This window comes from Streptomyces sp. NPDC055400 (assembly GCF_053644375.1).
The window spans coordinates 1-19,241 of the sequence record NZ_JBSHLM010000008.1; the positions used below are offsets into that span (position 1 = coordinate 1).

At 70.7% G+C, this 19,241-nt stretch carries 19 protein-coding genes; 13 read left to right on the top strand and 6 right to left on the bottom strand.

The features are described 5' to 3' along the window. Positions 1 to 295: 295 nt before the first annotated feature. Complete coding sequence (locus tag ACWIGU_RS21465) at positions 296 to 844, top strand: TetR/AcrR family transcriptional regulator (protein ID WP_454403645.1); 549 nt, start codon at positions 296 to 298, stop codon at positions 842 to 844. 58 nt (positions 845 to 902) lie between these two features. On the opposite strand, the gene ACWIGU_RS21470 is transcribed toward ACWIGU_RS21465, so the two are convergent. Next, a complete protein-coding gene (locus ACWIGU_RS21470; RefSeq protein ID WP_399971234.1) occupies positions 903 to 1,868 on the bottom strand; it encodes a DeoR/GlpR family DNA-binding transcription regulator in 966 nt (321 codons plus the stop codon). A gap of 182 nt (positions 1,869 to 2,050) precedes the next feature. After that, on the bottom strand, positions 2,051 to 3,499 hold the full coding sequence (locus ACWIGU_RS21475; RefSeq protein WP_356281812.1) for an NAD(P)H-quinone dehydrogenase: 1,449 nt from the start codon (positions 3,497 to 3,499) through the stop codon (positions 2,051 to 2,053). A 117-nt stretch (positions 3,500 to 3,616) separates the two neighbouring features. Here ACWIGU_RS21475 and ACWIGU_RS21480 point away from each other — a divergent pair, with 117 nt between their 5' ends. The 3 genes from ACWIGU_RS21480 (at position 3,617) to ACWIGU_RS21490 (ending at position 6,666) form a co-directional block, all read left to right on the top strand. Further along, positions 3,617 to 4,054 carry a gamma-glutamylcyclotransferase gene (locus tag ACWIGU_RS21480; RefSeq protein ID WP_100594702.1) on the top strand — a complete coding sequence of 146 codons (438 nt, stop codon included), beginning with the start codon at positions 3,617 to 3,619 and terminating at the stop codon, positions 4,052 to 4,054. 92 nt (positions 4,055 to 4,146) lie between these two features. Then, entirely contained in the window at positions 4,147 to 4,983 is an 837-nt protein-coding gene (locus tag ACWIGU_RS21485; RefSeq protein WP_356281816.1) for a purine-nucleoside phosphorylase, read from the top strand. Between the two features lie 39 nt (positions 4,984 to 5,022). Continuing rightward, entirely contained in the window at positions 5,023 to 6,666 is a 1,644-nt protein-coding gene (locus tag ACWIGU_RS21490; RefSeq protein WP_454403646.1) for a phospho-sugar mutase, read from the top strand. A 66-nt stretch (positions 6,667 to 6,732) separates the two neighbouring features. On the opposite strand, the gene ACWIGU_RS21495 is transcribed toward ACWIGU_RS21490, so the two are convergent. Continuing rightward, on the bottom strand, positions 6,733 to 7,356 hold the full coding sequence (locus tag ACWIGU_RS21495) for a PH domain-containing protein (RefSeq protein WP_454403111.1): 624 nt from the start codon (positions 7,354 to 7,356) through the stop codon (positions 6,733 to 6,735). 360 nt (positions 7,357 to 7,716) lie between these two features. Between ACWIGU_RS21495 and deoC the strand changes: the two genes are divergently transcribed. The 4 genes from deoC to ACWIGU_RS21515 all read left to right on the top strand — a co-directional run bounded on the left by deoC (position 7,717) and on the right by ACWIGU_RS21515 (position 12,478). Continuing rightward, positions 7,717 to 8,667, top strand: a complete 951-nt coding sequence (gene deoC, locus ACWIGU_RS21500) for a deoxyribose-phosphate aldolase (RefSeq protein ID WP_356282091.1) — start codon at positions 7,717 to 7,719, stop codon at positions 8,665 to 8,667. 3 nt (positions 8,668 to 8,670) lie between these two features. Continuing rightward, the gene (locus ACWIGU_RS21505) at positions 8,671 to 10,101 is read left to right on the top strand and encodes an aldehyde dehydrogenase family protein (RefSeq protein WP_454403113.1); all 1,431 of its coding nucleotides are present in this window, start codon (positions 8,671 to 8,673) and stop codon (positions 10,099 to 10,101) included. Further along, on the top strand, positions 10,094 to 11,017 hold the full coding sequence (locus ACWIGU_RS21510; protein WP_454403115.1) for an aldehyde dehydrogenase family protein: 924 nt from the start codon (positions 10,094 to 10,096) through the stop codon (positions 11,015 to 11,017). The genes ACWIGU_RS21505 and ACWIGU_RS21510 overlap by 8 nt, the downstream gene beginning before the upstream one ends. Before the next feature lie 825 nt (positions 11,018 to 11,842). Then, positions 11,843 to 12,478 carry a uridine kinase family protein gene (locus ACWIGU_RS21515; protein WP_454403647.1) on the top strand — a complete coding sequence of 212 codons (636 nt, stop codon included), beginning with the start codon at positions 11,843 to 11,845 and terminating at the stop codon, positions 12,476 to 12,478. Positions 12,479 to 12,638: 160 nt separating this feature from the next. Here the strand turns inward: ACWIGU_RS21515 and ACWIGU_RS21520 are convergent, their stop codons facing one another. Continuing rightward, positions 12,639 to 13,412 (bottom strand): SigE family RNA polymerase sigma factor, encoded by a 774-nt coding sequence (locus ACWIGU_RS21520; RefSeq protein ID WP_454403117.1) that lies wholly within the window; start codon positions 13,410 to 13,412, stop codon positions 12,639 to 12,641. A gap of 238 nt (positions 13,413 to 13,650) precedes the next feature. On the opposite strand from ACWIGU_RS21520, the gene afsQ1 reads away from it, so the two are divergent. The 5 genes from afsQ1 (at position 13,651) to ACWIGU_RS21545 (ending at position 17,469) form a co-directional block, all read left to right on the top strand. Beyond that, positions 13,651 to 14,328, top strand: a complete 678-nt coding sequence (afsQ1, locus tag ACWIGU_RS21525) for a two-component system response regulator AfsQ1 (RefSeq protein WP_030682803.1) — start codon at positions 13,651 to 13,653, stop codon at positions 14,326 to 14,328. Continuing rightward, entirely contained in the window at positions 14,325 to 15,932 is a 1,608-nt protein-coding gene (locus ACWIGU_RS21530; protein WP_454403120.1) for an ATP-binding protein, read from the top strand. Before afsQ1 ends, ACWIGU_RS21530 begins: the two co-directional genes overlap by 4 nt. Beyond that, on the top strand, positions 15,929 to 16,540 hold the full coding sequence (locus ACWIGU_RS21535) for a hypothetical protein (protein ID WP_454403121.1): 612 nt from the start codon (positions 15,929 to 15,931) through the stop codon (positions 16,538 to 16,540). The genes ACWIGU_RS21530 and ACWIGU_RS21535 overlap by 4 nt, the downstream gene beginning before the upstream one ends. Before the next feature lie 77 nt (positions 16,541 to 16,617). Next, entirely contained in the window at positions 16,618 to 17,160 is a 543-nt protein-coding gene (locus ACWIGU_RS21540) for a VanZ family protein (RefSeq protein WP_454403123.1), read from the top strand. A gap of 108 nt (positions 17,161 to 17,268) precedes the next feature. Continuing rightward, positions 17,269 to 17,469, top strand: coding sequence for a PspC domain-containing protein (locus ACWIGU_RS21545; protein ID WP_454403125.1), 201 nt, complete (start codon positions 17,269 to 17,271; stop codon positions 17,467 to 17,469). Positions 17,470 to 17,586: 117 nt separating this feature from the next. Here the strand turns inward: ACWIGU_RS21545 and ACWIGU_RS21550 are convergent, their stop codons facing one another. Next, the gene (locus ACWIGU_RS21550; RefSeq protein ID WP_454403127.1) at positions 17,587 to 17,925 is read right to left on the bottom strand and encodes an ATP-binding protein; all 339 of its coding nucleotides are present in this window, start codon (positions 17,923 to 17,925) and stop codon (positions 17,587 to 17,589) included. A gap of 142 nt (positions 17,926 to 18,067) precedes the next feature. Next, a complete protein-coding gene (locus ACWIGU_RS21555; protein ID WP_454403129.1) occupies positions 18,068 to 19,234 on the bottom strand; it encodes an adenosine deaminase in 1,167 nt (388 codons plus the stop codon). Between the last annotated feature and the right edge of the window lie 7 nt (positions 19,235 to 19,241).

Below are 19,241 nucleotides of genomic sequence, written 5' to 3' on the forward strand. Positions count from 1 at the left end.
TCAACGCCCACCGCACCGGCACCATCAAGGGCCTCACCGCCGAGATCGGCGCCTCCATCACCTCCGGCGCCACCATCTGCGAGATCAAGGACTGACCTGATCCGCGGTCGGAGCATCTGACGCGCACGCCCGGCGGACCGGAAGACGGTCCACCGGGCGTGCGCGTTGTTCCGGTCCGTGCTCCGGCCGTCGCGCGATCAGGCATCCTGGAGAGCGCGCGCACGACCAGGGAGGACCGATGACGACCGGCACGGACCAGACGGACCGGCCCCGCCCGGCCCCTTTCGTACGCCCCATGCGGGCCGACGCACGCCGGAACTACGAGCGACTGCTCGCACAGGCGCGTACGGCGTTCGCGGAGCACGGCACGGGCGCGTCCCTGGAGGACGTGGCGCGGCGCGCGGGCGTCGGCATCGGGACGCTCTACCGGCACTTCCCGAACCGGCACGCGCTGATGAGCGCGGTCTTCGAGGACGCGGTGAACGATCTGCTGGCGCGCTCGCGGGCGCTGCTGGCGGACCCGCAGCCATGCTCGGCGCTCGTGGCATGGCTGCGCGACATCATCACTCATGCGGGTGAGTACCGCGGGCTCTCACGTGCCCTCATGTCGGCGTCGCACGACGCCGGTTCGGCCCTGTCGCGGTGCAGTACGCCGATGCGCGAGGCGGGCCAGGCCCTGCTGTCCAGGGCGCAGCGGGCAGGTGCCGTACGCGCGGACGTGTCGATCGGCGATCTGCTGCAGCTGACCAACGCGATCGCGCTGGCGGCGGAGGAGACCCCGGACGACCCGGAGCTGGCGGACCGGCTGCTACGGCTGACGCTGCGAGGCATCACAGCGGGCTAGGACCGCGCCCCACGGCCGTCGGCCGGCCCCCGAAAACCGCAGCCGTTCCGAGAAGGGCTCAGCGCCGCCGGAGGTCGGCCACCCTTGCCGCGCGCTCAGGGGGTGCCTGGTCGAGGGCGGAAGCGCTGCGCAGCTGGGGGCCGCCCGGGAGCTGGGTGCGGCGCTGGCCCGGCAGAGGTACGTCCCGGCGCGCCTGCCGCGCCGGGACGGGATCTCCCCCCGCCGGCCCGGTTCCGGTCGCCGAGGCTCCGGCGATCGCGATCTGCACCCCCTGGTCGGCGAGTGCCTGGAGTTCGGTGACGGCGCGGTCGTCGTGGCCGGGCGGTTCGTCCGTCACGAGGCGCGTGATCACATCGGTCGGCACCGTCTGGAACATCGTGTCGGTGCCGAGCTTGGAGTGGTCGGCGAGGACGACGACCTCGGCCGCGGCCTGCACCAGCGCGCGGTCGACCGAGGCCGACAGCATGTTGGAGGTGGAGAGGCCGCGTTCGGCGGTCAGACCACTGCCGGAGAGGAAGGCGCGGGTGACTCTGAGTCCCTGGAGGGACTGCTCGGCCCCGCTGCCCACGAGTGCGTAGTTGGAACCGCGCAGAGTGCCGCCCGTCATGACGACCTCGACCCTGTTGGCATGGGCCAACGCCTGTGCCACCAGAAGGGAGTTGGTGACGACGGTCAGCCCGGGGACGCGCGCGAGCCGGCGAGCCAGCTCCTGCGTGGTCGTACCCGCTCCCACCACAATGGCTTCGCCTTCTTCGACGAGGCCCGCGGCGAGGTCGGCGATGGCCGTCTTCTCTGCGGTCGCGAGATGTGACTTCTGCGGAAAGCCGGACTCCCGCGTGAATCCGCCCGGCAATACCGCACCGCCATGCCGGCGGTCGAGGAGTCCTTCTGCCTCCAGTGCGCGCACGTCCCGCCGTACGGTCACTTCGGAGGTCTGGACGACGCGGGCGAGCTCCCGGAGCGATACCGCTCCATTGGCCCGCACCATTTCGAGGATCAATTGACGACGTTCTGCAGCGAACACGAAACTGACAGTAACCCCAACGACCGTCTGCTTTCAGCAGTATGCGCCGAATAACAGAAGTTGTTCGCACGGAACGGCAGGAAGTGGTATAGGCGCCTATCTCCCGCGCCTATGCCCGCCGCATGGGCGGCAACAGGCTGTGACCTGCGGGAAGTTGATCGTATCCGGTGAAAGCGCGGCCGTCAGGCTTCGTCGGCCGTCTTCCGCGTGTGCAGCTGACGCGCCACTTCGGCGATCGAGCCCGAAAGTGACGGGTACACGGTGAACGCCTTCGCGATCTGCTCGACCGTCAGGTTGTTGTCGACCGCGATCGAGATGGGATGGATCAGCTCGCTCGCCCGCGGGGCGACGACCACACCGCCCACCACGATGCCCGTGCCGGGCCGGCAGAAGATCTTGACGAAGCCGTCGCGGATGCCCTGCATCTTGGCGCGCGGGTTGCGCAGCAGCGGCAGCTTCACCCCGCGGGCTTCGATCTTCCCGGCGTCCACGTCGGCCTGCGTGTAGCCGACCGTGGCGATCTCGGGGTCGGTGAAGACGTTCGAGGAGACCGTCTTGAGGTTCAGCGGGGCCACCGCGTCGCCGAGGAAGTGGTAGACGGCGATGCGGCCCTGCATGGCGGCCACGGAGGCGAGCGCGAAGACGCCGGTCACGTCACCGGCGGCGTACACGCCGGGAGCGGTGGTCCTGGAGACCTTGTCGGTCCAGATGTGCCCGGAGTCCTTGAGCTTGACCCCGGCCTCCTCCAGGCCCATCCCGCTGCTGTTCGGGATGGCGCCGACGGCCATCAGGCAGTGGGTGCCGGAGATGACCCGGCCGTCGGAGAGGGTGACCTCGACGCGGTCGCCGACGCGCTTGGCGGACTGGGCGCGCGAGCGGGCCATGACGTTCATGCCGCGCCGGCGGAAGACGTCCTCGAGGACGGCGGCGGCGTCCGGGTCCTCGCCGGGCAGGACGCGGTCGCGGCTGGACACGAGGGTGACGCGCGAGCCGAGGGCCTGGTAGGCGCCGGCGAACTCGGCGCCGGTGACACCGGAACCGACCACGATGAGTTCCTCGGGGAGCTCGTCGAGGTCGTAGACCTGGGTCCAGTTGAGGATGCGCTCGCCGTCGGGCTGGGCGTCGGGCACCTCGCGCGGGTGGCCGCCGGTGGCGATCAGGACGGCGTCGGCGGTGAGGGTCTCCTCGCTGCCGTCGGCGGTGCGCACGACGACCTTGCGGGAGCCGTCGGCGGCCTGCTGGCCTTCCAGGCGGCCGCGGCCGCGCATCACGCGGGCGCCGGCCCGGGTGACGGACGCGGTGATGTCGTGGGACTGGGCGAGCGCGAGGCGCTTCACACGCCGGTTGACCTTGCCGAGGTCCACACCGACGACCCGCGCGGGGCTGTCGATGTGCGGGGTGTCGTCGGCGACGATGATCCCCAGCTCCTCGTACGACGAGTCGAAGGTGGTCATCACCTCGGCCGTCGCGATCAGGGTCTTGGACGGGACGCAGTCGGTGAGCACCGACGCCCCGCCCAGGCCGTCGCAGTCGACGACGGTCACCTCCGCGCCGAGCTGGGCAGCCACGAGGGCCGCCTCATATCCGCCAGGTCCGCCACCGATGATCACGATCCGAGTCACGTACTCCATTGTCCCGCACGCTTCAAGTGCTTTCGCCCCGGGGGCCTCCGTCCGTGCGCGTCCCACGTCGGAGGGGTCTTGTGTTACAGGAGAGACCCCGGCCGCACCTGCCGTACCCTCGACCACATGTCGCTCTACGCCGCATACGCAAGCAATCTCGACGCGCGGCTGATGACGCGCCGCGCACCGCACTCGCCGATGCGCGCGACGGGCTGGCTCAGCGGCTGGCGGCTGACGTTCGGGGGCGAGCACATGGGCTGGGAAGGCGCGCTCGCGACCCTCGTCGAGGCGCCCCGCTCCCAGGTCTTCGTCGCGCTGTACGACATCGCGCCGATGGACGAGGACTCCATGGACCGCTGGGAGGGCGTGGGGCTCGACATCTACCGGCGCATGCGCGTACGCGTGGACACGCTGGAGGGTGAGGAACCCGCCTGGGTGTACGTGCTCAACGGGTACGAGGGCGGCTTCCCCTCGGCCCGCTATCTCGGCGAGCTGGCGGACGCGGCGGAGTCGGCCGGAGCCCCGCACGACTACGTGATGGAACTGCGCAAGCACCCCTGCTGAGCGGGCTTCGTCGGAAACGACAAGACAACGATCGCATTCCCGTGAGGTCTGTCATCTACGCGCGTAGGACCGAACCGGCTACCCTCGATCGCGTGAACGCATCTGTTACTCCGGACAACATCCAGGGCGCTACCCGATTCGATCCCCGGGTCGCCGCCGACGCCGCCGCCTCGCGCCTGCGCGAGCTCACGGGCGCCGACACCCACGACGTCGCCCTCGTGATGGGCTCCGGCTGGGCACCGGCCGTGGACGCCCTCGGCACCCCCGAGGCCGAGTTCCCCGTCACCGAGCTGCCCGGCTTCCCGCCGCCGGCCGTGGAGGGCCACGGCGGAAAGATCCGCTCGTACAAGATCGGTGACAAGCGCGCCCTCGTCTTCCTCGGCCGCACGCACTACTACGAGGGCCGAGGCGTGGCCTCCGTCGCACACGGCGTCCGCACCGCCGTCGCCGCAGGCTGCAAGACGATCGTCCTGACCAACGGCTGCGGCGGCCTGCGCGAGGGCATGCGCCCCGGTCAGCCGGTCCTGATCAGCGACCACCTGAACCTCACGGCGACGTCGCCGATCGTCGGCGCGAACTTCGTCGACCTCACGGACCTGTACTCCCCGCGCCTGCGCGCCCTGTGCAAGGAGATCGACCCCTCTCTCGAAGAGGGCGTCTACGCGCAGTTCCCGGGCCCGCACTACGAGACGCCGGCCGAGATCCGCATGGCCCGCACGATCGGCGCGGACCTCGTCGGCATGTCGACGGTCCTCGAGGCCATCGCGGCCCGCGAGGCGGGCGCCGAGGTGCTCGGCATCTCCCTCGTCACGAACCTGGCGGCAGGCATGACGGGCGAGCCCCTCAACCACGAAGAGGTGCTCCAGGCCGGCCGCGACTCCGCCACCCGCATGGGCGAGCTCCTGGGCAAGGTCCTGGACCGCATCTGATCCCGTAGCGACACGCGAGAGGCTGGACGAACCGTGACCTTGCAGGACACCGAACTGCTCGCCAGGGCCGAGGCCTGGCTGGCCGAGGACCCCGACCCGGAGACCCGCGAGGAGCTGACGAAGCTCATCGGGAGCGCCGACACCGCGACGCTCGCCGAGCGCTTCGCCGGCACACTCCAGTTCGGCACCGCAGGCCTGCGCGGCGAGCTCGGCGCGGGCCCCATGCGGATGAACCGCTCCGTGGTCATCCGCGCGGCGGCGGGCCTCGCGGCGTACCTCAGGAGCAAGGGCGAGGCGGGCGGCCTGGTCGTCGTCGGGTACGACGCGCGCCACAAGTCGGCGGACTTCGCGCGGGACACGGCGGCCGTCATGACGGGCGCCGGCCTGCGCGCCGCGGTACTGCCGCGCCCGCTGCCCACCCCGGTCCTGGCCTTCGCCATACGGCACCTGGGCGCGGTCGCGGGCGTGGAGGTCACGGCCAGCCACAACCCGCCCCGCGACAACGGCTACAAGGTCTACCTGGGCGACGGCTCCCAGATCGTGCCGCCCGCGGACGCCGGGATCGCGTCCGAGATCGCGGCGATCCGCGCCCTCCACGACGTACCCCGCCCGGACTCCGGCTGGGAAACGCTCGGCGAGGACGTCCTGGAGGCCTACCTGGCCCGCACGGACGCGGTCCTGTCCCCGGACTCCCCGCGCACGGCGCGCACGGTCTACACGGCGATGCACGGCGTCGGCAAGGACACCCTGCTCGCCGCGTTCGCACGAGCGGGCTTCCCCGAGCCGGCCCTCGTGGCCGAGCAGGCGGACCCGGACCCGGACTTCCCGACGGTGGCGTTCCCGAACCCGGAAGAGCCGGGCGCGATGGACCTGGCTTTCGCGACAGCCGTGGAAGCCGCCCCCGACCTGATCATCGCGAACGACCCGGACGCGGACCGCTGCGCAGTAGCCGTGAAGGACAACGAAGACTGGCGGATGCTGCGAGGCGACGAGGTGGGCGCGCTGCTGGCGGCCCACCTGGTGGCACGCGGGGCAAGAGGCGTGTTCGCGGAGTCGATCGTCTCGTCCTCCCTGCTCGGCCGTATCGCCGAAGCAGCCGGCCTCCCTTACGAGGAGACCCTGACGGGCTTCAAGTGGATCGCCCGGGTGGACGGCCTGCGCTACGGCTACGAGGAGGCGCTCGGCTACTGCGTGGACCCCGAGGGCGTAAGGGACAAGGACGGCATCACGGCGGCGCTGCTGGTCACCGAACTGGCCTCGACGCTCAAGGAAGACGGCCGCACCCTCCTGGACGCACTCGACGACCTGGCGGTGGCCCACGGTCTGCACGCGACGGACCAGCTCTCGGTACGGGTCGAGGACCTCACGATCATCGCGAAGGCGATGACCGCGCTCCGCGAAACACCGCCGACGGAACTGGCGGGCCTCCCGGTGGTGAAGGCGGAGGACCTCACCCACGGCACGGCGACGCTCCCGCCCACGGACGGCCTCCGCTACACGCTGGACGGCGAGTACCGGGCCCGGGTCATCGTCCGCCCGAGCGGCACAGAGCCCAAGCTGAAGTGCTACTTGGAAGCGGTAATCCCCGTGGCGAACCGCTCGGACCTCCCCTCCGCCCGAGCGGAGGGCACGCGGGTGCTGAACGCAATCAAGCAAGACCTGTCGACAGCGGCGGGAATCTAGAAAAGGCAAGCGAAAGGCCGAGGTCGAAAACCGACCCCGGCCTTTCCCGATACCTACGCCCGAAGCTCAGCCGATAACGACCAGCACGGCCATCAGAACCGCACCCACGACCGCAGGCACAACAATCTCGTAGGCCCAGCGGATCGAGGGCTCGCCCTGGGCGGACGGACGGTCGGCGCGGTCCCGGGCCAGCTCGCGGATCTCGTCCAAGGACTGATCACCGGCGGCCTTACGAGGCAAGGAATCGGCGTCCCCCTTCGGGCCGCGGCCGTTACGCCCGCCCGCCGCCCGGTTGGCCTTCTTACGGGCGCGCATGGAGACCGGGATGGCCCAGAGCTGGTACTTGTCCCCGCCCTCGGTGAAGACCTCGCTGGAGTAGCCGGCCCGCACATCGGCGACGGACGCCCAGGGCAGGGTGATCACACGGAACGGATTACGAACGCGCAGCCGGTCCTCATTCGCGTACACCGCGGGCCGGACCGTGAACGCGACGACGAGCGGCACGACAAAAAGCAGCGCCGCGACGGCCAGCCAGGCGGTGCGTGCGTCGCCATTTACCAGGGCGTCGAAACCGAGCCAGGCCCCCATCACGAGCAGCAGGGCGCCACCTGCGATACCGGCGGGAGAACGGTAGGCCCGCTCCGCGGCCACGGGTCGCGTGACGGAGCGCTGGGATTCCGGGGTCTTCATACTCCGATGATGCCTGAAGCCGACAAGGACGTTCATCACAGCCTGAGAACAACCACCAGGCCCCGGCACACCCGTGACCCCCACCAGCGATCAGCCGACGAGACGGAGACCGGCACGGCGGCAGCGGAAGTCCCACCGGCGGTCAGCCGCGCACGAGACGGGAGGGGACGAGGGGGCATGTGCGCGCGGAGCCACCAGCACCACGTACAGGCAATCAGCTCGCCGACATGCCGCACCGAGCCCGCACCCGACAACGAAGCAGCCCGCACCCGAACCCGCACCGGAACCCACCACAGAGACCCGCCACTCCCCCTCCCCCTGTACAGCAGCTACGCGCGTAGATATGCTCCCCTCGTGACCATGCCCACTGCACCCGCACCCGCATTCGCCGACGCGGTCGCCTCGGACCGTTCGCTGCGTCGCTTCCTCCACGGGCTGCCCGGGGTCGACACGGTCGGCCTGGAGGCTCGCGCCGCGTCCCTAGGCACGCGGTCGATCAAGACCACGGCCAAGGCGTACGCCATCGACCTGGCGATCTCGATGATCGACCTGACGACCCTCGAAGGCGCCGACACAGCCGGCAAGGTCCGCGCGCTCGGCGCGAAGGCCGTGCACCCGGACCCCACCGACCGTACGACTCCCCGCACAGCCGCCGTCTGCGTCTATCCGGACATGGTGGCGACGGCCAAGGAGGCCGTGGCCGGGAGTGACGTGAAGGTCGCCTCCGTGGCCACCGCGTTCCCGGCGGGCCGCGCCGCCCTGGAGGTGAAGCTCGGGGACGTCCGCGAGGCGGTCGCCGCCGGCGCGGACGAGATCGACATGGTCATCGACCGCGGAGCGTTCCTCGCGGGCCACTACCTGAAGGTGTACGAGGAGATCGTCGCCGTGAAGGAGGCCTCGGGCGCCGCGCGCCTGAAGGTCATCTTCGAGACGGGCGAGCTGTCGACGTACGACAACATCCGGCGAGCGAGCTGGCTGGGCATGATGGCCGGGGCGGACTTCATCAAGACGTCCACCGGCAAGGTCGGGGTGAACGCCACCCCGGCCAACACACTGCTCATGCTGGAGGCGGTACGTGACTTCCGCGAGCAGACGGGCGTACAGGTAGGCGTGAAGCCCGCCGGAGGCATCCGCACGACCAAGGACGCGCTCAAGTTCCTCGTGCTGGTCAACGAGACCGCCGGAGGCGACTGGCTGGACAACCACTGGTTCCGCTTCGGCGCCTCGAGCCTGCTCAACGACCTGTTGATGCAGCGTCAGAAGCTGAGCACCGGCCGCTACTCCGGCCCCGACTACGTGACGGTGGACTGACCCATGACGTTCGAGTACGCACCCGCACCGGAGTCCCGCTCCGTCGTCGACATCGCCCCCAGCTACGGCCTGTTCATCGACGGCGAGTTCGCCGAGGCGGCCGACGGCAAGGTCTTCAAGACGGTGAGCCCGTCGACGGAGGAGGTCCTCTCCGAGATCGCCCAGGCGGGCGAGGCGGACGTGGACCGCGCGGTGAAGGCCGCCCGCAAGGCGTTCGAGAAGTGGTCGGCACTGCCGGGCGCGGAGCGCGCGAAGTACCTGTTCCGGATCGCGCGGATCATCCAGGAGCGCAGCCGCGAGCTCGCGGTCCTGGAGACGCTGGACAACGGCAAGCCGATCAAGGAGACCCGCGACGCGGACCTCCCCCTGGTGGCGGCGCACTTCTTCTACTACGCGGGCTGGGCGGACAAGCTCGGCCACGCCGGCTTCGGCCCGAACCCGGCGCCGCTGGGCGTCGCGGGCCAGGTCATCCCGTGGAACTTCCCGCTCCTGATGCTGGCCTGGAAGATCGCCCCGGCCCTCGCGACCGGCAACACGGTGGTCCTGAAGCCCGCCGAGACGACCCCTCTCTCGGCCCTGTTCTTCGCGGACATCTGCCGCCAGGCGGGCCTGCCCAAGGGCGTGGTGAACATCCTCCCGGGCTACGGGGACGCGGGCGCGGCCCTCACGGCACACCCCGACGTGAACAAGGTCGCCTTCACCGGCTCGACGGCAGTCGGCAAGGCGATCGCCCGCCAGGTGGCCGGCACGGACAAGAAGGTCACGCTCGAACTGGGCGGCAAGGGCGCGAACATCGTCTTCGACGACGCGCCCGTCGACCAGGCGGTCGAGGGCATCGTCACGGGCATCTTCTTCAACCAGGGCCAGGTCTGCTGCGCGGGCTCGCGCCTCCTGGTCCAGGAGTCGGTGGCGGACGAGGTGCTGGACGCGCTGAAGCGCCGCCTCACCACCCTCCGCCTGGGCGACCCCATGGACAAGAACACCGACATCGGCGCGATCAACTCCGCGGAGCAGCTCGCGAGGATCAAGGCACTGGCACAGACGGGCGAGGACGAGGGCGCTGAGCGCTGGTCGGCGCCGTGCGAACTTCCGGACAGCGGCTACTGGTTCGCCCCGACGCTCTTCACGAACGTCACCCAGGCGCACACCATCGCCCGCGACGAGATCTTCGGCCCGGTCCTTTCGGTCCTCACGTTCCGCACGCCGGAGGAGGCCGTCGCCAAGGCGAACAACACCCAGTACGGGCTCTCGGCCGGCATCTGGACGGAGAAGGGCTCGCGCATCCTCTCTGTCGCGAACAAGCTCCGGGCGGGCGTCGTCTGGGCCAACACGTTCAACAAGTTCGATCCGACCTCGCCGTTCGGCGGCTACAAGGAGTCGGGCTTCGGCCGCGAAGGCGGCCGCCACGGCCTGGAGGCGTACCTCGATGTCTGAGCGCAGTGCAGAAAAGGGCGGCTCCGCCGCCGGGCGGCTGAGTGTCTTCAAGACCTACAAGCTGTACGTCGGCGGGAAGTTCCCGCGTTCCGAGAGCGGCCGGGTGTACGAGGTGGCGGACTCCAAGGGCAAGTGGCTGGCCAACGCACCGCTGTCCTCCAGGAAGGACGCGCGCGACGCGGTCGTGGCGGCGCGCAAGGCGTTCGGCGGCTGGGCGGGCGCGACGGCGTACAACCGCGGGCAGGTGCTGTACCGCGTGGCCGAGATGCTGGAAGGCCGCCGGGACCAGTTCATCCACGAAGTGGCGGACGCCGAGGGCCTGTCGAAGTCCAAGGCGGCGGCGGTCGTGGACGCCGCGATCGACCGGTGGGTCTGGTACGCGGGCTGGACGGACAAGATCGGACAGGTCGTGGGCGGGGCCAACCCCGTCGCGGGCCCGTTCTTCAACCTGTCCACGCCCGAGCCGACCGGAGTGGTGGCCGTGCTGGCCCCGCAGAAGTCGTCGTTCCTGGGCCTGGTCTCGGTGATCGCCCCGGTGATCGCGACGGGCAACACGGCCGTCGTGATCGCGAGCGGGACGGCTCCGCTGCCCGCCCTGTCGCTCGGCGAGGTGCTCGCCACCTCCGACCTGCCGGGCGGCGTCGTGAACGTGCTGTCGGGAAGGGCGGCGGAGATCGCCCCTTCGCTGGCCGCGCACCAGGACGTCAACGCCATCGATCTGACCGGCGCGGACGCCGACCTGGCCCGTGACCTGGAGATCGCCGCGGCGGACAATCTCAAGCGCGTGCGCCGCCCCCAGGCCGTGGACAGCGACTGGTCGGCCGACCCCGGCACCGGCCGTCTGACCTCCTTCCTGGAGATCAAGACCGTCTGGCACCCGACCGGGTCGCTGGGCGCCTCCGGCTCCTCGTACTGAGCCGCACCGCGCCACCCCTACCGAAGGCCCCGTCCCTCCCCCGTCCGGGAGCGGGCGGGGTCTTCGCACAGCGTCCGCGCCCTGGCATTCTCAGGCCCGGCCCCGACGCCGCGGGCCCTCGTCCCCGTAGCGCCCGGAGCCTGCCCGCCCATGTCCGACATCCTGCGCGAGGTCCTTCTCATCGCGGCCGTGTTCGTCGCCGGCTTCGCCCTGAGCGTCCTTCGCCACGTGGCGGGCCGCCGCCTGACCCGCCGCATACGGGCGGGGCGGCCCGCCCGTATCCCCTGCGACTGGTACCCGGCCGAGGACGCGAAGCCCGTACGCGCCCACGCCGTGGTCCTGGCCGGAGCCCCGCTGTATCTGCTGCGCCGGGGCGGCCCCGCCCTGCGCGTCGAGCCGGGCGGCACCGTGCGGCGGCAGTTCGCCGCGAGGTCACCACGGAGCGGCCGGCAGGGCGAGTGGACCGGCCTCGCCTACCGGGCCCCGGATTCGCCGGAGCCCGGGGGCGGCGGGCTCCTCCGTCTCTCCGTGCCCGAGGAGCATGTCAAGGCCCTGAGCGCGGCCCTCGAAGCGCGCGACGGGCGCCCACGCCCCGCGCAGAATGCCCCTGCGTATCGCGCGCAGGAGCGCACGCTGGGCCGCCGAGGACTTCTTCGCTGTGTGTCGTGCCGTGAAGTGCCGCCCGTTTCCGGTACCGGCGCCGGTTGGCCCGCCGCCGCAGATCGAGTAATCGTACGCGTACGCAACGTAGTTGAGGCGCGGCCGTGCCACAAAGGCCGACCCGCGGGGTCCACCGGGGGCGGGGATGCCTCACACTGGTGTCTCGTGAGTTCCCATCCCCCGATACCGACCCGGGTCGTCCTGCTGGCAGGTCCTTCCGGCTCCGGCAAGTCGTCGTTCGCGTCCCGCTCCGGGCTTCCCGTGCTGTGCCTGGACGACTTCTACAAGGAGGCCGGCGACCCGACGCTGCCGCAGGTGCCGGGCAGCTCGGACATCGACTGGGACTCGCCCCGCTCCTGGGACACGGAGACGGCCGTCGCCGCGATCGCGGAGCTGTGCCGCACGGGCCGCACCCGCGTTCCCGTCTACGACATCGCGATCAGCGCGCGCGTGGGCGAGGAGACGCTCGACATCGAGCGCACGCCCCTGTTCATCGCGGAGGGCATTTTCGCCGCGGACATCGTGGAGCGCTGCCGGGACCTCGGGCTGCTGGCCGACGCGCTGTGCCTGCGCGGGCGTCCATCCACGACGTTCCGCCGCCGGCTGCTGCGGGACCTCAGGGAGGGCCGCAAGTCCGTGCCGTTCCTGCTGCGCCGCGGCTGGCGCCTGATGCGCGCGGAGCGCGGCATCGTGGCCCGCCAGACGGCGCTCGGCGCGCACGCGTGCGGCAAGGAAGAAGCCCTCGGCCGCCTGGCCGCGGCCGCCGCGGGCCGGTGCGTGAAGGCCCGCGCCCAGGCGTGAGCGCCCCGCACACCCCGTACACATGAAAGCGGGACCGGAGAGACCCCCCGGCCCTCCGGTCCCGCTTCGTTCCCCCGTGAAGATCCCCCGTGATCCCCTCGGTACCGCTCCCCCCGTACAACCGCCGCGTCCCCCCGGAGCGACGGCCCGCCCCCAGCCTTCAGGCCACCAGCTCGCCGAAGGACTCCTCCAGGTCACGGCCGAAGCTGAGGACCTCGTCCTCGCGCAGCCGGCGCAGGGAGCGCCAGATGCTCGACTTCACCGTGCCGACACTGATGTCGAGGATGTCCGCGATCTCGGGGTCCGTACGACCCTCGTAGTAGCGCAGGACGAGCATCGTGCGCTGCAGTTCGGGGAGGCGGGCCAGGGCCTGCCAGAGAACCGCGCGCAGCTCCGTGCCGCGCATCGCGTCCGTGTCGCCCGCCGTCTCCGGCAGTTCCTCGGTCGGGTACTCGTTCAGCTTGCGGCGGCGCCACGCGCTGATGTGCAGATTGGTCATGGTGCGGCGGAGGTAGCCCCCGACCGCCGCCTTGTCGCTGATCCTGTCCCAGGCGCGGTACGTCGAGAAGAGGGCGCTCTGGAGCAGGTCCTCGGCCTCGAACCGGTCACCGGTCAGGTGGTAGGCGGTTGCGTACAGGGAGGCGCGGCGTTCCTGGACGTAGGCCGTGAACGCCGCTTCGGCATCTGCAGCTTCCGACAGGGACTTCTTCCGCTCCCCCGGTTCCTCCCCGTACGCGGCTCCCCCGTCGGATACCGCCTGGTTCGCGTCAACCACCGTCATGTACGTGGTGTGCTGACGCCCGGTGCCGCGAGCGCACCCCCGCCCGCTCACGGCACCGGACAGCTCGTGCTTCCCGGAACCGGGACTCCGCACGAGAGCGTCATGAAGACGTGTGACAACTGCGCCAGTGGTGGTGCTGTGCAGCGTGTTCATCTCGCGCCCCCCGTCGTGGAGTCTCGGTTTCCCGTGGCCGCCGAGGACTTGCGTCCTTGCGATGTCCAAAAGCTTGCCCGGGCCACTTCATGACGGTGTCCGCCGACTGTCACAGACCTGTCACAGGGCCCGGGCGTGTGCGAGTCGTGTGTGGATGGGGCCCGAGGCCCCCTCATTACGAGCTTGGGAGCGCTCCAACGGTCGAACTTGAGCCGTGCCATGGGACAGAATGACGTCTGTGCCTTCCCTGTTGCTGATCGAGGACGACGACGCCATCCGAACGGCCCTGGAGCTGTCCCTTACGCGCCAGGGCCATCGGGTTGCCACCGCTGCCACCGGCGAGGACGGTCTGAAGCTGCTGCGCGAGCAGCGGCCTGACCTGATCGTGCTGGATGTGATGCTGCCCGGCATCGACGGGTTCGAGGTGTGCCGGCGCATCCGGCGCACGGACCAGCTGCCGATCATCCTGCTCACGGCGCGCAGTGACGACATCGACGTGGTGGTCGGGCTGGAGTCCGGCGCCGACGACTACGTCGTGAAACCGGTGCAGGGGCGGGTGCTCGACGCCCGGATCCGGGCGGTGCTCCGGCGGGGCGAGCGGGAGGCCAACGACGCCGCGTCGTTCGGCAGTCTCGTCATCGACCGGGCCGCGATGACGGTCACGAAGAACGGCGAGGACCTCCAACTGACGCCCACGGAGCTGCGGTTGCTCCTCGAGCTGAGCCGCAGGCCGGGACAGGCGCTGTCGCGGCAGCAGTTGCTGCGTCTGGTGTGGGAGCACGACTACCTCGGTGACTCGCGGCTCGTCGACGCGTGTGTGCAGCGGCTGCGCGCGAAGGTCGAGGACGTGCCGTCGTCGCCGACGCTGATCCGTACGGTGCGCGGGGTCGGCTACCGGCTGGACACGCCTCAGTGAGTGATGCGCACGACCGGCTGCGGGGGTGGGCCGCGGCGAAGAAGGCGATACTCGCGGGCCTGCGCTTCACGAGCCTGCGGCTGCGGCTCGTCCTCGTCTTCGCCCTGGTGGCGCTGACCGCGGCGGTGTCGGCGTCCGGGATCGCGTACTGGCTCAACCGCGAGGCGGTGCTGACGCGGGCGCAGGACGCGGCGCTCAGCGACTTCCAGCAGGAGATGCAGAACCGGGCCGCGGCACTGCCCGAGCATCCGACGCAGGGCGAGCTGCAGCATGCGGCGAACCTGATGGCGAGCAGCAGCCAGCACTTCAGTGTGCTGCTGATCAGTGACGACTCCGAGAACCCCGAGAACAGCGTCGGCCGGCGGATCGCCGGGAACTCCGATCTGGACGCGATCACGCTGGCCGAGGTGCCGCGTTCGCTGCGGGACGCGGTGAACAGGGAGCAGCCCCTCACGGACGGCAACAAGCACCCGTACCACCTGTACTGGCAGCGGATCGTCAGCAATGACACGCCGTATCTGGTCGGTGGGGCGCGGGTGATCGGCGGGGGGCCGACGGGCTACATGCTCAAGTCCCTGGAGCCGGAGGCGAAGGATCTCAACTCCCTCGCCTGGTCGCTCGGGATCGCGACGGCGCTCGCGCTGGTCGGTTCGGCGCTGCTCGCGCAGGCCGCGGCGACGACGGTGCTCAAGCCGGTGCACCGGCTCGGGAGGGCGGCGCGGCGGCTCGGCGAAGGAAAGCTGGACACGCGTCTGCGCGTGTCCGGTACGGATGAACTGGCCGACCTTTCCAGGACGTTCAACAGGACCGCGGAGAATCTGGAGAAGAAGGTCGCCGACATGAGTGCGCGCGAGGAGGCGTCGCGGCGCTTCGTCGCCGACATGTCGCACGAGCTGCGTACGCCGCTGACGGCGATCACCGCCGTGACGGAGGTGCTTGAGGAGGAGCTCGACGCGGAGACCGGTTCGGTCGACCCGATGATCGAGCCCGCCGTGCGCCTCGTGGTGAGCGAGACGCGCCGGCTGAACGACCTGGTGGAGAACCTCATGGAGGTGACCCGCTTCGACGCGGGCACCGCCCGGCTCGTCCTCGACCAGGTCGACATCGCCGACCAGATCACGGCCTGCATCGACGCCCGTGCCTGGCTCGACGCGGTGGACCTGGACGCGGAGCGCGGCATCATGGCCCGCATCGACCCGCGCCGCCTCGACGTCATCATGGCGAACCTGATCGGGAACGCGCTCAAGCACGGCGGCTCGCCGGTGCGGGTGTCCGTGCGGCTCGCGGACTCGGAGCTGGTGATCGAGGTCCGTGACCACGGGCCGGGTATCCCGCAGGACGTGCTCCCGCACGTCTTCGACCGGTTCTACAAGGCGAGCGCGTCGCGTCCGCGTTCGGAGGGCAGCGGGCTCGGTCTCTCGATCGCCCTGGAGAACGCGCACATCCACGGCGGCGAGATCACGGCCGCCAACTCCCCTGACGGCGGCGCCGTGTTCACGTTCCGGCTGCCGCTCGACGCGTCACCGCTGACGCTGCCACCCGATGAAGAAGGGGCCGAGGGCGCCGACGGTGGCGGTTCCGGTGAGGAGGGCGGCGCGCGATGACCGCACGCAGGACAGGACGGCGTGACGCGGTGCTGGGCGCGGCGGTGCTCGCCGCGCTGCTCGCCGGGTGCGGGATCAGGCCGACGGAGGTGCCGACGGACTTCGGGGCCGCGCCGTCGCGGGTGCCGTGCACGCTCTCGGAGCCGGATCTGGAGTCGCGCACGGGCGGCGAGTTCGCCGTGCAGGTGTATCTGGTCTGTACGTCGCAGCTGGTGAGCGTCGACCGGACGGTGACCCTGCCGAAGGGGCGGGGCACCTCGGACCGGGTGCGGCTCGCGCAGGCGCTGCTCGACGAGCTGGAGCAGTCTCCGGGCGGAGCCGAGCGGCAGGCGGGGTACACGACGGACGTCAGGCCCGGGATGACCGTCTCGGGGCCGGGCAAGGGTGACCCGGACAACGCGCTGCGGCTGAGCGTCCCGCCGGACGACCTCTCGCCGTACGCGCTGGCCCAGATCGTGTGTACGTATGCGAACGGCGGGGCCGCGGCAAAGGACGACAAGGTCGTGCTCGGCGGGCCGGGTGACGACGCTCTGCGCGCGTACGACTGCTCCCCGGAGATGCGGACGCGGCCGGGGCTCGCGCCGGCGCCCGCCGAGACGGTCGGCTGACGGGGGCGGGCGCGGTTGTCGCGGGCGGACGCCGGCGAGGCGGAACCGATCGTCCCGCCGTCCGCGTCTAGGGGGGCGTGCAGCGCCATCGCCCGGGCGGCTCCAAGGCCGCTATTCGCTTCCGTACGGCAGGGGTAGTCCTCCTTGCCGCGCATCTGCTTCTCGTCTGCTGGATCACGCTGCGACCACTGGACGTGCCGTGGGTCAGCGCCGCGAACCTGCACCCGTTCGCCGGGATCAGGGCGGATCTCGCGCTCGGTCCGGCCCAGGCGGTGCGGCGCATCGGCAAGGAGCTGGTGCTGCTCGCGCCTCTGGGGGTGCTGCTTCCGGTCGTCGGAGGGCGGCTCGTCGTCTCGCCGCTGGGTTCGCTGGTGCGTACGGTCGCCGCGGGAGCGCTGCTCTCGCTCGGCATCGAGCTGCTGCAGACCGGGGTGCCGGGGCAGGTCGTGGACATCGACTCGCTGTTCCTGAACACGCTGGGCGTGGCCCTCGCGCACGCGGCCGTGGTGCCGACTCTCAGGGGCAGGCTCCGCCGCAGGACCGAGGTCACCGCCCTCCCCCGGGAGGAGCCCTCTCAGGGGCGGACCCCGACGATTTCCAGGGTCGGCATCGCCCCGTGAGCTGACGCTTCGCCCGATTCGTCACCGTAGCTTTGAAGCCATCAGAGACGTCCCGGCCGTCCCGGCCAAGGGGGCGCCTCACCGCTACGGTTCGCGAAGGAGCCCACCATGACCGCCCTGGCCCGCCCCACGAACGGACGGATGATCGGCGGAGTGTGCGCAGCGCTGGCAAGGCGCTTCGGCACCTCCGCGACCACGATGCGCGTGATCTTCGTGCTCTCGTGTCTGCTTCCCGGTCCCCAGTTCCTGCTGTACATCGCGCTGTGGGTCCTGCTGCCGAGCGAGGGCAAGGTCCGCCAGGCGTGGTGACGACGGGATCCGCGGGCTGATGTACGACGAGGCAGGCTGACGTACGACGAGGAGGGGCGCACCCCGCGCGAGCGGGTGCGCCCCTCCAGTGTGTCCTGCGTGTGCCGGCCGGGTGGGTCAGCCGCCGATGGGCAGGGACTTGGCCACCGGCAGCTGGTGGACGGGCAGGCCGCCGATGAGGCCGCTGACCGGGCTGCTGCCGTCGGTCGGGAGGACCTTCTCGGCGGCGGTGTTCAGGCCACCGCCGATGGCCTTCTGGCCTTGCGCGAGGGACTCGGTGCTGCCTGCGGGCAGTACCTGCGCGACCTGCCCGGCGGGGAGCGTGCTGGTCACGGTGTCCAGGGCGGAGCCCGCGTCCGGGAGGGCGGGGGCGGCGGACGCGGCACCGGCGCCCGCGGCGGCGAAGGCGGCACCGAGGGCGGCGACACCGAGGGTCTTGACAGCAGACTGCTTCATTGTGAAATGAGTCCTCGTGAACGGGGGCTTGAGCGGTTCACGACCGTAAACATGTGTCAGGGCGTGTCGCAACCAGCGAAATGCACGCAGAAGCGGCCGGGAGTTAATACTCCCGGCCGCTTCGGATTCGCACAAAGATGCGCTACTGGGCGACAGAACCCCTGGTCGAGGCCGTCCGACGGAACAGCCATTCGGATTTCAACTCGGCATATCCCGGCTTGATGACGTCATTGATCATGGCCAGTCGTTCATCGAAAGGAATGAATGCTGATTTCATCGCATTGACAGTGAACCACTGCATGTCGTCGAGCGTGTAGCCGAATGCGTCGACCAGGTGCTCGAATTCGCGGCTCATGCTGGTGCCGGACATGAGGCGGTTGTCGGTGTTCACCGTGGTGCGGAAGTGCAGCTTGCGGAGCAGGCCGATGGGGTGGTCCGCGTAGGAGTCGGCGGCGCCCGTCTGGAGGTTGGAGCTCGGGCACATCTCCAGGGGGATGCGCTTGTCGCGTACGTAGGAGGCGAGACGGCCGAGCGTGACCGTGCCGTCGTCCTCGACCTTGATGTCGTCGATGATCCGCACGCCGTGGCCGAGGCGGTCGGCGCCGCACCACTGGAGGGCCTGCCAGATGGAGGGCAGGCCGAAGGCCTCGCCCGCGTGGATCGTGAAGTGGTTGTTCTCGCGCTTGAGGTACTCGAAGGCGTCGAGGTGGCGGGTGGGAGGGAAGCCGGCCTCCGCGCCCGCGATGTCGAATCCGACAACACCGCCGCCCTCGGAGTCGCGATAGCGGTTGGCGAGTTCGGCGATCTCCAGGGCCCGGGCCGCGTGCCGCATGGCGGTGAGCAGGGCGCCCACGCGGATGCGGTGGCCGTTGGCCCTGGCGCGGCGCTCGCCTTCCCGGAAGCCTTCGTTGACCGCCTCGACGACCTCTTCGAGGGTGAGGCCCTGTTCGAGGTGCTGCTCGGGGGCGTAGCGGATCTCGGCGTAGACGACGCCGTCCTCGGCGAGGTCCTCGGCGCACTCGGCGGCGACCCGGAACAGCGCCTCGCGGGTCTGCATGACGGCGCAGGTGTGGGCGAAGGTCTCCAGGTAGCGCTCGAGGGAGCCGGAGTCGGCGGCCTCGCGGAACCAGATGCCGAGCTTGTCGGGATCGGTCTCCGGGAGGTTCTCGTAGCCCTGGCCCAGGGCGAGTTCGACGATGGTGCCGGGGCGAAGGCCGCCGTCGAGGTGGTCGTGCAGCAGCACCTTGGGGGCGCGAACGATCTGCTCGGGGGTCGGAATCTGCGAGTTTCCGCTGGTCTGGCTCGTCATTTCCGCA

What these genes read in the sequence shown, in the direction of transcription:
- ACWIGU_RS21465 (WP_454403645.1), top strand. Translation starts at nt 296, where the DNA reads ATGCGGGCCGACGCACGCCGGAACTACGAGCGACTGCTCGCACAGGCG.
- ACWIGU_RS21475 (WP_356281812.1), bottom strand. Translation starts at nt 3,499, where the DNA reads ATGGAGTACGTGACTCGGATCGTGATCATCGGTGGCGGACCTGGCGGA.
- ACWIGU_RS21480 (WP_100594702.1), top strand. Translation starts at nt 3,617, where the DNA reads ATGTCGCTCTACGCCGCATACGCAAGCAATCTCGACGCGCGGCTGATG.
- ACWIGU_RS21495 (WP_454403111.1), bottom strand. Translation starts at nt 7,356, where the DNA reads ATGAAGACCCCGGAATCCCAGCGCTCCGTCACGCGACCCGTGGCCGCG.
- deoC (WP_356282091.1), top strand. Translation starts at nt 7,717, where the DNA reads ATGCCCACTGCACCCGCACCCGCATTCGCCGACGCGGTCGCCTCGGAC.
- ACWIGU_RS21505 (WP_454403113.1), top strand. Translation starts at nt 8,671, where the DNA reads ATGACGTTCGAGTACGCACCCGCACCGGAGTCCCGCTCCGTCGTCGAC.
- ACWIGU_RS21510 (WP_454403115.1), top strand. Translation starts at nt 10,094, where the DNA reads ATGTCTGAGCGCAGTGCAGAAAAGGGCGGCTCCGCCGCCGGGCGGCTG.
- ACWIGU_RS21520 (WP_454403117.1), bottom strand. Translation starts at nt 13,412, where the DNA reads ATGAACACGCTGCACAGCACCACCACTGGCGCAGTTGTCACACGTCTT.
- ACWIGU_RS21535 (WP_454403121.1), top strand. Translation starts at nt 15,929, where the DNA reads ATGACCGCACGCAGGACAGGACGGCGTGACGCGGTGCTGGGCGCGGCG.
- ACWIGU_RS21545 (WP_454403125.1), top strand. Translation starts at nt 17,269, where the DNA reads ATGACCGCCCTGGCCCGCCCCACGAACGGACGGATGATCGGCGGAGTG.
- ACWIGU_RS21550 (WP_454403127.1), bottom strand. Translation starts at nt 17,925, where the DNA reads ATGAAGCAGTCTGCTGTCAAGACCCTCGGTGTCGCCGCCCTCGGTGCC.
- ACWIGU_RS21555 (WP_454403129.1), bottom strand. Translation starts at nt 19,234, where the DNA reads ATGACGAGCCAGACCAGCGGAAACTCGCAGATTCCGACCCCCGAGCAG.